Raw genomic sequence first — 14017 nt, forward strand, 5'->3', positions numbered from 1 at the left:
TGTCGACGACGGGTTCGGTGGCGGTCACGGAAATCCTCCTCAGGCCGCTGCGCCCGCGGGCGCGCGCTCGGCGGTCAGGATGCGGCGCACGAACGTCGCGACGACGTGACGCTTGTAGTCGGCGGTGCCGCGGTGGTCGGTGCGCGGGCGGGCGACGGCGGCGGCCAGCTCGGCGGCCCGGTCGACCACGTCGCGCTCCAGCGACGACCCGACGAGGGCCTGCGCGGCCTCCGTCGCGGCGAGCGTCGACGGGCCGACGCCGGTCAGCGCGATCCCGGCCCGCACGACGCGACCGCCCTCGGACTCCAGCGCGACGGCCACCCCGGCGGTCGCGAAGTCGCCGACGCGGCGCTCCAGCTTCAGGTAGGAGCCCGAGCGGACGCCGCGGGCGTCCGGGACGACGGCCTCGACGGCGATCTCGTCGTGCTCCAGCGCGTTCTGGAAGGTGCCGACGACGAAGTCGCCGACCGGGATGGTCCGCCGGCCGCGGGGGCTCGCGGCCACGACCGACCCCCCGAGCGCGAGCATCACCGACGCCCAGTCGCCCTGCGGGTCGGCGTGGCACAGCGACCCGACGAGCGTGCCGCGGTTGCGCACGATCGGGTCGGCGACCAGCGGGGCGGCGGCGGCCATCGTCGGGTGGGCGCCGGGCAGCACGGACGAGTGTTCGAGGTCGACGTGGCGGCACAGCGCGCCGATCCGCAGCCCACCGCCCGCGGTCGCCTCGTGGTGGCCCAGGCCCGGGATGGCGTTGATGTCGACGAGGACACCGGGCGCGGCGAAGCGCAGCTTCATCATCGGGACCAGGCTCTGGCCGCCCGCGAGGACCTTGGCGTCCTCGCCGTGCTCGGCGAGCAGCGCGAGCGCCTCGTCGAGGGTGCGGGGCGCCTCGTAGCGGAACCGCGACGGGTACATCAGATCTCCTCTCGCGCGTGCCGCGCCTCGGCGGGGCGGGGCGGCTCGACGATCGCCACCGGCAGCGGCTCGTCGTCGGGATCGGGACGCGGCTGCTGGTGCGGCGGCCAGGGACCGGCGACCGGCCGGCCGGCGACCTGCAGCCAGCCGACCATCCCGGGGAAGGCCCAGATCGTCGGGCTCGGACCGTCCTTCGGCGCGTTCTCGAAGAGCTCGAACATCCGGCCGGTACGGCCGCCCGGTGCGTTCGGCGGAGGATCGCTGGTCATCGTCGACTCATTCCTCGGCGTACAACTGGTGGCGCGGGCGCGTGCGGGACGACGGCGGCCGCGTGGTGGCGGAATGGTCCACCTGCACCAACCGCTGCGCACCCCTGCCCTAAGCGAAGCCTTAAGTGGGGTTTGGACTCCTCGGTGGCCTCACGCCACGATGGGCACCGCGACCACCGCGGTCGCCGACGGGGAGAGGGGCGGGCGGTGCAGGTTCCCGCGTTCTTCGAGTACCAGCGCGCGACGAGCGTCGAGCACGTCGTCACGCTGCTCGAACGGTTCGGCCCGGAGGCGCGGATCGTGGCGGGCGGGCACAGCCTGATCCCGATGATGAAGCTGCGGCTGGCCCAGCCGGAGCTGCTGGTCGACGTGAACGACCTGGCCGAGCTGGCCGGAGTCCGCGTCGACGGCGACGAGCTGCGGATCGGGGCGCTCACCCGGCACGCCGAGCTGCTGGCCAGCGCGCTCGCCGGTGCGCACTTCCCGATCCTGCACGACGCCGAGCGCGTCATCGCCGACCCCGTGGTGCGCAACCGCGGCACCGTGGGCGGGTCGGTCTGCCAGGCCGATCCGTCGGAGGACCTGTCCGGGGTGTTCACCGCGCTGCGTGCCGTGGCCGTCGTCCGCGGACCGGCGGGGGAGCGCACCGTCCCGATGCGCGAGTTCTTCCACGGCCCGTACGAGACGGCGGTGCAGCCCGCGGAGATCCTCGTCGAGCTGCGGGTACCGCTGCGGCCCGGCGCCGGCAGCGCCTACGTGAAGGTCGACCGGCGGGCCGGGGACTGGGCCGTCGCCGCCGCGGCGGCCGTCGTCGAGCTCGGACCCGGCGGGGTGGTCACCGAGGCCGGGATCGGGCTCACCGCGGTCGGCGACGCCGACTTCACCGCCACCGAGGCGGAGGACGTGCTGCGCGGGCGCGTCGCCGACGACGACGCGTTCGCCGCGGCGGGTGCGGCCGCCGCGGCACACTGCCGGCCGGTCGCGGACCAGCGCGGACCCGTCGACTACAAGCGCCATCTCGCGGGGGAGCTGACCGCGCGGGCGCTGCGCGCCGCCGCGGTCCGGGCCCGGGTCGGGCAGGTCTGAGTGCGGGTGGGGGTGGCGGTGAACGGGGTGGCGCACGTGTGCGACGTGGAGCCGCGGCTGCTGCTCGTGCACCTGCTGCGCGACGAGCTGCGGCTCACCGGGACGCACTGGGGCTGCGACACGTCGAACTGCGGGGCGTGCACGGTCTGGATGGACGGGGTGCCCGTCAAGTCGTGCACCGTCCTCGCGGTGATGGCCGACGGGCGCAGCGTGCGCACCGTGGAGGACCTCGAGGGCCCCTTCGGGCTCGACCAGGTGCAGCAGTCGTTCATGGACTGCCACGGGCTGCAGTGCGGCTTCTGCACGCCCGGCATGCTCATGACCGCCCGCAAGCTGCTCGACGACAACCCCGACCCCACCGACGCCGAGATCCGGGAGGCCATCGCCGGACAGATCTGCCGGTGCACGGGCTACCGCAACATCGTCGCGGCCATCCGGCACGCCGCCGACGCCGAGGCCGCCGGCCGGGAGGCGTCGTGACCGGCACCGTCGACGGCTGCGCGGGCCCGGGCTTCGGGTCGATCCCGCGCAAGGAGGACGGCCGCTTCGTCCGCGGCCGCGGCCGGTTCGTCGACGACATCGCGCTGCCGGGGATGCTGCACGGCGCCGTGCTGCGCAGCCCCTACGCGCACGCCCGGATCCGGTCGGTCGACACCACCGCCGCGGAGTCGCACCCCAAGGTTCGCGCGGTGATCACCGGCGAGACCCTCGCCGGGCGCGCGATGGCGTGGATGCCGACGTTCTCCCACGACGTCGCCGCCGTCCTGGCCACCGACAAGGTGCGCTACCAGGGGCAGGAGGTGGCGTTCGTGGTCGCCGACAACCGCTACGCCGCCCGCGACGCGCTCGCGCTGATCGAGGTGGACTACGAGCCGCTGCCGCCGGTCGTCGACGCGCGCCGGGCACTCGACCCCGACGCGGCGGTCATCCGTGACGACCTCGCCGGGCGCACCGACAACCACGTCTTCGACTGGGAGACCGGCGACGCCGACGCCACCGCCGCACTGTTCGCAGGGGCGGCGCACGTGTCGGAGTGCGATCTGGTCTACCCGCGGGTGCACCCGGCGCCGCTGGAGACGTGCGGGACGGTCGCCGACTTCGACCGCGTGTCCGGCAAGCTCACCGTGCACGCCACGGCGCAGGCCCCGCACGCGCACCGGATGCTCTACTCCCGCATCGCGGGCATCCCCGAGCACCACATCCGGATCATCGCCCCCGACATCGGCGGCGGCTTCGGCAACAAGGTCGGCCTCTACCCCGGCTACCTGTGCGCCGTCGTCGGCTCGATCATGACCGGGGCGCCGGTGAAGTGGGTCGAGGACCGCTCCGAGAACCTCATGAGCACGTCGTTCGCCCGCGACTTCCACATGCACGGCGAGATCGCCGCCGACGCCGACGGGCGCATCCTCGCCATCCGGGTCTCGGTGCTCGCCGACCACGGCGCCTTCAACGCCACCGCCCAGCCCTCGAAGTTCCCCGCCGGCTTCTTCGGCGTCTTCACCGGCTCCTACGACATCGCCGCCGCGCACTGCCGGGTCACCGGCGTCTACACCAACAAGGCACCGGGCGGGGTGGCCTACGCCTGCTCGTTCCGCGTCACCGAAGCCGTCTACCTGGTCGAACGTCTCGTCGACGTCCTCGCCCACGACACCGGCCGCGACCCCGCCGAGCTGCGGATGGCCAACCTGCTCACCCCGGACCGGTTCCCGTTCCGCAGCGCCACGGGCTGGGAGTACGACTCGGGCGACTACCCGCGCGCGCTGCGCACCGCGCTGGACATGGTCGACTACGCGGCGGTCCGCGACGAGCAGGCGCAGCGGCGCACGGCCTACGAGCGCACGGGCCGCGGCCCGCTCACCGGGATCGGGATGAGCGTGTTCACCGAGGCCGTCGGAGCCGGTCCACGGCGGCTGATGGACATCATGGGGCTCGGCATGGCCGACGGCGCCGAGCTGCGCGTGCACCCGACGGGCAGCGCCGTCCTGCGGCTGTCGTGCATGAGCCAGGGGCAGGGCCACGAGACGACGTTCGCCCAGATCGTCTCCCACGAGCTGGGACTTCCCGTCGACGCCGTGCAGGTGATCCAGGGCGACACCGACAACACCCCGTTCGGAATGGGCACCTACGGTTCCCGCTCGACGCCGGTGTCGGGTGCGGCGGCGTCCGTCGCGGCGCGCAAGGTGCGCGAGCAGGCGCGCCAGGTCGCGGCGGTGCTGCTCGAGGTCGCCGCCGACGACCTGCGCTGGGACGTCGGTCCGGGAACCGCCGAGGGCGGGAGCTTCACCGTCGCGGGCGTCCCCGGGGTCGCGGTGAGCCTGCGCGAGATCGCGATGGCCGCCCACGGCGGGCTCGACCTGCCCGAGGGTGTCGAGGGACAGCTCGCCGCGAGCACCGTCTACAACCCGCCCAACCTGACGTTCCCCTTCGGCGCCTACCTCTGCGTCGTCGACGTCGACCCGGGCACCGGGGAGGTCGACGTGCGGCGGTTCGTCGCCGTCGACGACTGCGGCGTGCGGATCAACCCGATGGTCGTCGAGGGCCAGATCCACGGTGGGCTCGCCGACGGGGTCGGCATGGCGCTGATGGAGCTCGTCGCGTTCGACGACGACGGCAACCACCTCTCGGCCTCGTTCATGGACTACCTGCTGCCCACGGCGGTGGAGTGCCCGCCGTGGGAGCTGGCGGCGACCGTCACCCCGTCGCCGCACCATCCCCTGGGCGCCAAGGGCGTCGGCGAGTCGGCGACCGTGGGGTCCCCGCCCGCCGTCGTCAACGCCGTGCTCGACGCCATCGGCGTCCGCCACGCAGACATGCCGCTGACCCCCGCCCACGTCTGGCGAGCCCTGCAGGGCCGCCCGATCCGGACCGACATCGCGATCAGGTGAGGCGATCATGACCACGACCGAGCTCCGCGCCCACGCCGACCGGCTGCACCGCGACCGGGTTCCCTACGTCCTCGCGACGGTGGTCCGCGCCGAGCGCCCCACCAGCGCCAAACCGGGCGACAGCGCGCTGGTGCTGCCCGACGGGTCGATCGACGGGTTCGTCGGGGGCGTGTGCGCCGAGTCGACCGTCCGTCTCGAGGGCCTGCGGCTGCTCGCGTCGGGGGAGTCGGAGCTGCTGCGCGTCACCCCGGCCGCGGCGGGCAGCCCGGCACCCGAAGGGGTGCGCGTCGTGGAGAACCCGTGCCTGTCCGGGGGGACGCTGGAGATCTTCCTCGAGGCCGTCATCCCGCCCGTGCTGGTCCGGGTGTTCGGGGACTCGCCGATCGCCCGGGCCATCGCGCAGGTCGGGGCGGCCCTCGACCTCGACGTGCAGAACGACGTCGACCCTGCGCTGGCCGTGGCGGCCGACACCACCGCCGTCGTCGTGGCCGCCCACGGCCGCGACGAGGCGCCGGTGCTACGCGCCGCGCTCGCGGCGGGGGTGCCCTACGTCGCGCTGGTGGCGAGCCCGAAGCGCTCGGCGGCGGTACTGGCCGAGCTCGACGTCGCCGGTGACGACCGGGCCCGCGTCCACGCCCCCGCGGGCCTGGACATCGGGGCCCGCACGCCGCACGAGATCGCGCTGTCGATCTACGCCGAGATCGTGGCCTGCCGCCCCCGGGCGGCCGTCCCGGCCGAACCCGCCGGCGGCTCACCGGTCGCCGAGGCCCTCGATCCGGTGTGCGGCATGACCGTCGCGGTCAGCCCGGCCGGCCTGTCGCTGGCGCACAAGGGGGTCGACTGGTACTTCTGCGGGACCGGCTGCCGCGAGGCGTTCCGCGACGCCCCCGACCGCTACCTGGCCACGGTCCGCGCCTGACCCGTGCCGCGCGCGCCGGGGGCACCGATGAGTCCGCTCCTGCCGGGCGGTCTACCTCCCATGGGCACCCTCACCTACACGATGAGCATCTCCCTCGACGGCTACATCAGCGACCCGGCCGGCGACATCGGCTTCGCGAACCCCGACGAGGAGGTGCACCGCTTCGCCAACCAGCAGACCCGCGACGCGGCGGCCCTGCTGTTCGGCCGCAGCCTCTACGAGGTCATGGAGGACTTCTGGACCGCTCCGGAACGGGCCGACGCGGACGAGGTGGAGGCGGAGTTCGCCCGCTTGTACACCGCCACCCCGCGGATCGTGTTCTCCGACTCGCTGGAGTCGGTCGCGCCCGGCTGCCGGCTCGTGCGCCGCGCGGACGCGGTCGAGGAGGTCACCCGGCTCAAGAGGGAGACCGACGGGGAGCTGGCCGTCGGCGGGGCCGCGCTGGCCGCGTCGTTGCTGGACCTGATCGACGAGTTCGGCGTCCGGGTCGTACCGGCCGTCGTCGGCGGCGGCACGCCCTTCTTCCCGCTCGGCGAGGACCTGCGGCTGCGGCTGGTCGAGCAGCGCACCTTCGGGTGCGGCACCGTCTATCTGCGCTACGCACGACTCACCTGACCACCCGCACCGTGGTGGCCGGGAACCGGGCCCGGCCGGTGCCCGGCCTGTCGCGCGCAACCCGAGGGTCGCGCGGGGGCTCGGGGACAGCAGTGGGGTTGCAGCCGGGGGCTGTCGGGGCGGGCCGGGTCAGCAGGGCGGCAGGTGGCGGCTGCAGGCCTGTTCCAGCGCGTCGAGATCGAGGGCCGCGGGGCCCAGGGGGCTCGGACCGTCGCGGCGGGTGCACAGGCCGTCGAGCACGATCCGCAGGTAACGCCGCCACGCCTGCGGATCGGCGGCCTCGGTGAAGGTCGCGACCTGGGTCAGCATGACCTGCAGCGGGGCGAAGTCGGTCAGGACGAAGTCGGGACGCAGGGCCCCGGCCGCAACTGCCCGGGACACGCCCTGCGCGACGATCGGCATGAGCTCGGCACGCCGCTCCCGGAAGGTCTCGTGGTCGCCGAGCGCCCCGAAGATCACGTCCTTGAGGCCGCGGTCCTCGATCTGCATGGCGATGAGCGACTCCAGCGCCGTGCAGAGCCCCTCCCAGGGGTCGGGATGGGCCACGGCCTCCTTGACGGTGGCCACGACCTGGTCGAGCCGCTCCTCGAACAGCGCCGTGACCAGCGCAGTCTTGTGGGGTAACCGACGGTAGACGGTGCCCGTGCCGACGCCCGCGTGGCGGGCGATCTCGTCGAGACCGGCCTCCAGGCCGCGGCGCGCGAACACCTCGCGCGCCGCGGCCAGGACCCGCTGCCGGTTGCGCTCGGCGTCCGCGCGCAGCGGCTTGTCCGGGTGCAGCGGCTTGTCGGACTGTTCGGTGGCCGTCATCGGCTCCTGTTCAGGGCAGCGGGCTCAGGGCATCGGGCTCAGTGCATCATGACCGGCGCGCCGGTGCCCGCCTCGTCGTCCTCGACCGGGGCCGGCTTGCGCTTGGGCAGCAGCACCAGGGCGACGACGAACGAGACACAGACGAACGCGAAGGCCCACCAGAACGTCTGGCCGAAGGAGTTGGCCTGGATCGTGGCGATCTGGGCCTTGACCTCGGGCGGCAGCGCGGCGAGCGCGGCCGGGTCGGACGTCGCGCCCGCGGCGGGGCCGAAGGCGTCGCTGAACTTGTTCGTCGTGATGACGTAGAGGATGACCGTCATCAGCGCGGTGCCGATCGAGGCGCCGACCTGCTGGGTGATGTTCAGCGTGGTGCTGGCGTTGGCGATCGAGCGGCGGCGCAGGGTCTGCAGCGCACCGGTGAACGTCGGCATCATCGTGAAGCCCATGCCGACACCCATGGCGAACAGCGCGATGCCCAGGTGCAGGTACGAGGTGTCGGCCTCCAGCCCGGTGAGGTACCAGAAGGAGCCGGCGATGATCGCGAGGCCGAAGGGGACGATGCGGCCGACCCCGGTGCGGTCGGCGAGCTGACCGGCGATCGGCATGACGAGCATGGCGCCGAGGCCTTGCGGGGCCAGCAGCAGACCGGTGTCGAGGGCGGTCTCGCCGCGGACCATCTGCAGGTAGATGGGCAGCAGCAGCATCCCGCCGAACACGGCGAGGATCATCAGCACCATCGTGGCGATCGACGCCGAGAAGACCTTGTTGGCGAACAGGCGCAGGTCGATGAGGGGTTCCGGGGTGCGCAGCGCGTGCCAGACGAACCCGACGAGCAGGACCGCGCCGACGACGAGCGGCGCGATGACCTGGGCGTGGCCCAGCCCGTGCAGGGCGCCGTACTCGGCGAAGCCGTAGATCAGCAGCGCGAGGCCCGGGGAGAGCAGCGCGAGGCCCAGGATGTCGAGCTTGCCGCGGATCGAGTCGCCGTCGCGCGGCAGGATCCGCGCGGCGAGGAAGAAGCCCAGGATGCCGACCGGCAGGTTGATGAAGAAGATCCAGCGCCACGAGAAGCTGTCGACGAGCCAGCCGCCGAGGATCGGGCCGCAGATCGGCCCGAGCAGCATTGGGACCCCGATGATGGCCATGACGCGACCGACGCGGTCGGGGCCCGCGGCGCGGGTCATGATCGTCATGCCGACGGGCATCAGCATGCCGCCGCCGAGGCCCTGCAGGACCCGGAAGACGATCAGCGACGTGATGTCCCAGGCGAACCCGGCGAGGACCGAGCCGGCGACGAACAGGACGATGGAGATCATGTAGAGGCGCTTGGTGCCGAACCGGTCGCCCGCCCACGCGGTGAGGGGGATGACCGTGGCGAGCGCGAGGGTGTAGCCGGTGGCGATCCACTGGATCGTGGTCAGCTCGACGTCGAAGTCTCGTTGCAGGGTGGGGATCGCGACGCTGACGACGGTCACGTCGAGGATCGACATGATCGCGCCGATGACGACGACCGACGCGATGGCGAGGACGCGACGGTCGAGCTTGTCGGCGTTCTTGCCCGTCTTCGCGGCGGCGGGAGCCGCGGGGTTCGGCTCCTCGGGCAGCGTGTTCTGCCCGGGGTCAGGGGTGGACGACATGGTCTCCTCTTAAGCGGAAGGACTCTCTCCGGATAGACCGTAGCGGGATCGGGTGAACGAGAGCCAACGGGTTTTTCGTGGCCTCGGTCACGATCCGGTTCAACATGGGTCGCAAGCGGGTACCGAGTCGGCCTCTTCGGGGCTCTCCGGGGCAGTGCCGCTACGAAGGGTGACCGCGGCGACCACGGCGATCACCGCAGCGACGACGGCGGCCGCACCCGAGGTGAGCTGCAGCCCGCTCACGAACGACTCGCGGGCGGCGGCCAGCAGCGCGTCGGCGGTGGGCCCCGGCAGTCCGGCCGCCACGGAGACCGCGCCGCCCAGGGTGTCGCGCGCCGCGGACGCGGCATCGGGCCCGAGCCCGGCCGGCAGGCCCGACGCCACCCCCGCACGGTAGATCGCGGCTCCGACACTTCCGAGCGCCGCGATGCCCAGCGCCCCGCCCAGCTCGGCGGCCGTCTCGGAGACACCGGAGGCCGCGCCCGCCTTCTCCTCCGGCGCCGACCCGACGACCATCTCCGTGGTCAGGCCGAACACCGGGCCCATCCCGACCGACACGACGACCGACGCGACGACGAGCACGGGCAGCCCGTCGTGGACGCCGACGAGGGTCAGCATGCCCAGCCCCAGCGCGGCGGCGCCCAGGCCGGCGGCGACGACCGTCGAGGCCCGGAACCGGGCGACGATGCGCGGCCCGAGCTGCGAGCCCAGGACGAAGCCGGCCGCCGACGGCACCGACCACAGCCCCGCCTGCAGCGGCGAGAGGCCCAGGACCAGCTGCAGGTACTGCCCGATGAACAGGAAGTACCCGACCATCACGAAGATGGCGAGGAAGTTGACCAGCAGCGCGCTGCGGAACGCGCGGACCCGGAACAGCCCGACGTCGAGCATCGGGTCGGTGAGCCGGCGCTGACGGCGCCACCACACGACACCGACGACCCCGCCACCGACGACGAGCAGCACCGACAGCACGCCGACCCCGTCCTGGACCAGCTCCTTGAGCCCGCCGACGACGGCCAGCAGCGCGACGATCGACATGACGACGCTGAGCAGGTCGAGCCGTCCCGCGCCGGGGTCGCGGTACTCCGGCAGGATGCGCGGGCCGACGACGAGCAGGGCGCCCATCACCGGCAGCGCCAGCAGGAACACCGCGCCCCACCAGAACACCTCGAGCACCAGCCCGCCCAGCACCGGGCCGATCGCGCTGCCCGCGGAGAACGCGCCGATCCACACCCCCACGGCGAGCGAGCGCTGCCTGGGGTCGGTGAACATCGCGAAGATCAGCGACAACGTCGACGGCGCGACGGTGGCCCCCGCGATGCCCAGCAGCGCCCGGCTGACGATGAGCATCTCCGGCGTCGTGGAGAACGCGGCCAGCACCGAGACGGCGCCGAACGCGGCCGCGCCGATGAGCAGCAGCCGGCGACGGCCGATGCGGTCACCGAGCGTGCCCATCGTGACCAGCGCGCCCGCGACCATGAAGCCGTACACGTCGATGATCCACAGCAGCTGGGTGCTGCTGGGTCGGAGGTCCTCGGTCAGCTGCGGAACCGCGAGGTGCAGCACCGTGAGGTCCATGACGTAGAGCAGGCAGGCCAGCGAGAGCACGGCGAGGCCGGCCCACTCGCGACGGCCGGCGCGGCGCGGCGCGGCCGTCGGGGGCGGTTCGGGCGTGTCCATGGTCGGTCCCTCCGGGAGCTGCCGGGCTCGGTCACCAGCTCTGACGACCGGCCCTCCCGGAACTCATCGCCACGGCCGCCGCGGATGTCACGCGGCGGGCCGTGACGCGCACCTCATTCGCGGCGCAGGTCGAGCAGCTGCTCGTAGAACCCGCCGATCTCGCGCTCGCGGTCGACCAAGTGGACCTCGAGGATCCAGTGGCAGACCCTGCCGGACCTGTCGGTGCGGCGCATGGGGTGCGGGTTCTCCGGCGCGATGTAGCTCTCGATGCGCTCGCCGTCGATCAGCTCGTGCGGGAACTCGCCGACCAGGTGGCCGCTGTGGGCGCCGCCGAACTCCCAGCCCGCCTGCGCGGCGAGCCCGCACACGTGGGCGTAGAGCTCGGCGCCGGTGATGTCGGGGTGGGTGTCGAAGTGCACGGCGCCCGCCCGCCACACCGTCTCGAGGTCGTCGCGCAGCCGCGCCTTCACCGGGTCGTCGCCCAGGACGTAGGTGCGGCCGAAGTCGGCCTCCCACTCGGCGAAGATCGGCCCGAGGTCGAGGAAGACGATGTCGTCCTCGCCGATGGCCCGGTCGGGCGGGTTGGCCCGGAACGGGTGCAGGGTGTTGGGGCCGGAGCGCACGATCCGCTTGTGCCAGTGCCGGCTCACGCCGAACAGGTCGGCGGCGAGGTCGCGGACGCGGTCGCTGACCACCGACTCGGTGACGCCGGGCTCGATCAGGCCGCGGGCGGCCACCGCGTCGAACAGCGCGACGGCCTTCTCCTCGGCGGCGACCAGCTCGGCCGCCCGCCGGTCCTCGGTGACCGGGCCGTCGGTGGTGTCGGTGTGCACGTGCTCACTCCTCGTCGGGGCGCGGTCTCCTCGCGGCGCCGCCCAGGCCCCGCGACCGCACGACGACCCGGAGTCTAGGAGGGTGCCGGACGACCCCGGCCGTCGTGACGTCGCGCGGTGGCTCGGCGGCGGTCGGTGCCCTCCGGGGGCGGACGGTCGGTGCCCTCCGCGGGCGGGACGGACGGTGCCTGCGCGGGCGGGACGGTCAGGGCTCTCCCGGGTGGGCCGGCAGCGCGGGCAGGCCTGCGACGACGTCGTCGAGACCGCCGGCGACGACGTGCGGGCGCAGCACCGTGTCGGGGACCCGGCCCTCCAGGCGCAGGCAGAGCCCGCCGAGCAGCCCGGCCGACATCGCGCCGTGGGTGTCCCACGAGTGCACCGCGACCAGCGCGGTCGCCGCCGGCGGCGAGCCGACGCGCGCGCACACCCATTCGTAGACGCGGGCCGGTGGCTTGAACGAGCCCAGCTCCTCGCACGAGTGCACCCCGGCGAGCAGGTCGCGCACCCCGGCCGCGGCCAGTGCCTCGGCCGCCACCCGCGCCGATCCGTGGGTGAACGCATACGCGGGCACACCCGCGTCGGCGAGCAGCCCGAACGCGGCGGGCACGTCCGGGTGCACGGGCAGCGTCGCGAAGCCGTCGAGGACGTGCGCGACCTGCGCGTCGGTCAGGTCCGGCCGCTGGTGCGGCGCAGCATGTCCGCGGCCACCGCGCGGAACGGTGGCGCCCCGCCCGCGAGCGTCAGGGCCATGCCGTGGTGCAGGAGCCGGGCGAAGAACAGGTCGAGGTCCGTCCCCGGCCGGCCGATCTCGACGAACCGCGGCCGGAGCGCGTCGAGCTGCAGGCACGTCTCGAACACGTCGAACAGCACGACGGAAGGGCGCCGGGCGCGCACGGGCGGGGCGGTCACGGCCGCCGCGCCCACGGGGGCCGGTGCGGGGTCCGGGCGGGGCCGACCGGGCGTACCCGCCGGGCCCGCTGCTGCGGTGACATCCGTGCCTCCTCCTGCACGCCGGCCGGCGTGACCCGCCCGCTCAGATCGCCCCGGTGGCGCGCAGCTGCGCGATCCGCTCGTCGGACATCCCACCGAAGGAGCGCAGCAGCATGTCGGTGTGCTCGCCGACGCGGGGCGCGACGCCGCGCGGGTCGGCGGGGGTGCGGCCCAGCTTGATCGGGGTGCCGAGCATCCGCAGCTCGCCGAGATCGGGGTACTCGACCTCGACGATCATGTCGCGGGCGGCGGTGTGCGGGTCGGCGACGATCTCGTCGACGGTCTTGATGGCCGACAGGGGAACGTGGTCGGCGGCCATCTCCTCCAGCTCGGCCTTGGTGCGCCCGGCGAACCAGCCCTCCAGCAGCGGGTGGACCCGCTTGGCGTAGACGTCGGCGTCGAAGCGCTTGCTCATCGTGTCGATCTCGGGGTCGTGTGCCAGCTCCGGCTGCCCGAACATCTCGCAGGTCAGGCGCCAGAACTTGTCGGTGTAGCCGCCGAAGAAGACGAAGCCGTCGGCACACGGGTAGAGCTCGTAGGGCCGGACGAACGGGTGCGCGTTGCCCAGCGGCGACGCCACCTTCTTCTCCACGGTGTAGGACACCACCGTCGACTCGGTCAGCGTCATCACCGAGTCCTGCTGGGAGACGTCGACGAGCTGGCCCTCGCCGGTGTGCTCGGCGTGGCGCAGCGCGGCGAGCGTGCCGATCACGGCGTACATCGTGGCCGCCATGTCCCCGATGATCGTGCCGACGCGCACCGGCGGCCGGTCCGGGTATCCGTTCTGGGCCCACAGCCCGCCGGTGGCCTGCGCGCTGTTGTCGTAGGCCGGCCGGCGCCGGTAGGGGCCGGTCTGGCCGTAGCCGGAGATCGCGGTGTAGACCAGCCGCGGGTTGACCGCGCGCAGGTTCGCCTCGCCGACGCCGAGCTTGTCCATGACCCCGGCGCGGAAGTTCTCGACCAGGACGTCGGAGCGGGCGACGAGCTCGCGCAGGACCTCCTTGCCCTCGTCGGTGGACAGGTCGAGGGTCAGGCCGAGCTTGTGCCGGTTGTACTGCGCGAAGTAGGCGCTGAACCTGCCCTCGAGGTCGTCGGCGTCGCCGAGGAAGGGCGGGAAGTCGCGCGCGTAGTCGGGTTCCTTCGGGTTCTCGATCTTGATGACGGTGGCGCCGAGGTCCGCGAGGATCATCGAGCAGAAGGGGCCGGCGACGACCCTGGTGATGTCCAGGACGACCACCCCGGACAACGGCCGGCGCCCCGCGGCCGGGCCCGGATCGCCTGCGCTCCTGTCCATTCGGCCTCCGCCCGGCTGACGAGTCCCTCTCGACGACGGCGCAACCGTAAGGGCGGGCGGTGGGGCGGGTGTATGGGTGATCCA

14 protein-coding genes are annotated in these 14017 nt (G+C 73.5%); 5 read left to right on the top strand and 9 right to left on the bottom strand.

All coding sequences use genetic code 11. The features are described from left to right. Positions 1-39: 39 nt before the first annotated feature. Positions 40-915, bottom strand: coding sequence for an FAD binding domain-containing protein (locus AB7F12_RS11465; RefSeq protein ID WP_428497695.1), 876 nt, complete (start codon positions 913-915; stop codon positions 40-42). Next, positions 915-1184 (bottom strand): hypothetical protein, encoded by a 270-nt coding sequence (locus AB7F12_RS11470; protein WP_428497694.1) that lies wholly within the window; start codon positions 1182-1184, stop codon positions 915-917. The genes AB7F12_RS11465 and AB7F12_RS11470 overlap by 1 nt, the downstream gene beginning before the upstream one ends. 207 nt (positions 1185-1391) lie before the next feature. On the opposite strand from AB7F12_RS11470, the gene AB7F12_RS11475 reads away from it, so the two are divergent. Genes AB7F12_RS11475 through AB7F12_RS11495 form a run of 5 tightly spaced genes read left to right on the top strand, consistent with a single transcriptional unit; the run spans position 1392 to position 6689 of the window. Beyond that, on the top strand, positions 1392-2270 hold the full coding sequence (locus tag AB7F12_RS11475; RefSeq protein ID WP_428497693.1) for an FAD binding domain-containing protein: 879 nt from the start codon (positions 1392-1394) through the stop codon (positions 2268-2270). Then, complete coding sequence (locus AB7F12_RS11480) at positions 2271-2750, top strand: (2Fe-2S)-binding protein (protein ID WP_428497692.1); 480 nt, start codon at positions 2271-2273, stop codon at positions 2748-2750. Beyond that, a complete protein-coding gene (locus tag AB7F12_RS11485) occupies positions 2747-5155 on the top strand; it encodes an aerobic carbon-monoxide dehydrogenase large subunit (RefSeq protein ID WP_428497691.1) in 2409 nt (802 codons plus the stop codon). The genes AB7F12_RS11480 and AB7F12_RS11485 overlap by 4 nt, the downstream gene beginning before the upstream one ends. 7 nt (positions 5156-5162) lie before the next feature. Then, the gene (locus AB7F12_RS11490) at positions 5163-6074 is read left to right on the top strand and encodes an XdhC family protein (RefSeq protein WP_428497690.1); all 912 of its coding nucleotides are present in this window, start codon (positions 5163-5165) and stop codon (positions 6072-6074) included. Between the two features lie 60 nt (positions 6075-6134). Then, positions 6135-6689 carry a dihydrofolate reductase family protein gene (locus AB7F12_RS11495; protein ID WP_428497689.1) on the top strand — a complete coding sequence of 185 codons (555 nt, stop codon included), beginning with the start codon at positions 6135-6137 and terminating at the stop codon, positions 6687-6689. 129 nt (positions 6690-6818) lie between these two features. Here AB7F12_RS11495 and AB7F12_RS11500 read toward each other — a convergent pair whose 3' ends face one another. The 7 genes from AB7F12_RS11500 to AB7F12_RS11530 form a co-directional block, all read right to left on the bottom strand. Beyond that, positions 6819-7499, bottom strand: coding sequence for a TetR/AcrR family transcriptional regulator (locus AB7F12_RS11500; protein ID WP_428517919.1), 681 nt, complete (start codon positions 7497-7499; stop codon positions 6819-6821). Between the two features lie 38 nt (positions 7500-7537). Then, complete coding sequence (locus tag AB7F12_RS11505) at positions 7538-9136, bottom strand: DHA2 family efflux MFS transporter permease subunit (RefSeq protein ID WP_428497687.1); 1599 nt, start codon at positions 9134-9136, stop codon at positions 7538-7540. Between the two features lie 99 nt (positions 9137-9235). Next, complete coding sequence (locus tag AB7F12_RS11510) at positions 9236-10816, bottom strand: MFS transporter (RefSeq protein ID WP_428497686.1); 1581 nt, start codon at positions 10814-10816, stop codon at positions 9236-9238. A gap of 113 nt (positions 10817-10929) precedes the next feature. Then, positions 10930-11649 carry a M24 family metallopeptidase gene (locus AB7F12_RS11515; protein WP_428497685.1) on the bottom strand — a complete coding sequence of 240 codons (720 nt, stop codon included), beginning with the start codon at positions 11647-11649 and terminating at the stop codon, positions 10930-10932. Positions 11650-11854: 205 nt separating this feature from the next. Continuing rightward, a complete protein-coding gene (locus tag AB7F12_RS11520; protein ID WP_428497737.1) occupies positions 11855-12319 on the bottom strand; it encodes an HAD family hydrolase in 465 nt (154 codons plus the stop codon). Then, positions 12316-12558 carry a hypothetical protein gene (locus AB7F12_RS11525; RefSeq protein WP_428497739.1) on the bottom strand — a complete coding sequence of 81 codons (243 nt, stop codon included), beginning with the start codon at positions 12556-12558 and terminating at the stop codon, positions 12316-12318. Before AB7F12_RS11525 ends, AB7F12_RS11520 begins: the two co-directional genes overlap by 4 nt. Before the next feature lie 124 nt (positions 12559-12682). Then, positions 12683-13933, bottom strand: a complete 1251-nt coding sequence (locus AB7F12_RS11530; RefSeq protein WP_428497684.1) for a CaiB/BaiF CoA transferase family protein — start codon at positions 13931-13933, stop codon at positions 12683-12685. Between the last annotated feature and the right edge of the window lie 84 nt (positions 13934-14017).

This window comes from Pseudonocardia sp. (assembly GCF_050250275.1).
Classification (GTDB): Bacteria; Actinomycetota; Actinomycetes; order Mycobacteriales; family Pseudonocardiaceae; genus Pseudonocardia.

What these genes read in the sequence shown, in the direction of transcription:
- AB7F12_RS11470 (WP_428497694.1), bottom strand. Translation starts at nt 1,184, where the DNA reads ATGACCAGCGATCCTCCGCCGAACGCACCGGGCGGCCGTACCGGCCGG.
- AB7F12_RS11495 (WP_428497689.1), top strand. Translation starts at nt 6,135, where the DNA reads ATGGGCACCCTCACCTACACGATGAGCATCTCCCTCGACGGCTACATC.
- AB7F12_RS11465 (WP_428497695.1), bottom strand. Translation starts at nt 915, where the DNA reads ATGTACCCGTCGCGGTTCCGCTACGAGGCGCCCCGCACCCTCGACGAG.
- AB7F12_RS11505 (WP_428497687.1), bottom strand. Translation starts at nt 9,136, where the DNA reads ATGTCGTCCACCCCTGACCCCGGGCAGAACACGCTGCCCGAGGAGCCG.
- AB7F12_RS11490 (WP_428497690.1), top strand. Translation starts at nt 5,163, where the DNA reads ATGACCACGACCGAGCTCCGCGCCCACGCCGACCGGCTGCACCGCGAC.
- AB7F12_RS11500 (WP_428517919.1), bottom strand. Translation starts at nt 7,499, where the DNA reads ATGACGGCCACCGAACAGTCCGACAAGCCGCTGCACCCGGACAAGCCG.
- AB7F12_RS11530 (WP_428497684.1), bottom strand. Translation starts at nt 13,933, where the DNA reads ATGGACAGGAGCGCAGGCGATCCGGGCCCGGCCGCGGGGCGCCGGCCG.
- AB7F12_RS11510 (WP_428497686.1), bottom strand. Translation starts at nt 10,816, where the DNA reads ATGGACACGCCCGAACCGCCCCCGACGGCCGCGCCGCGCCGCGCCGGC.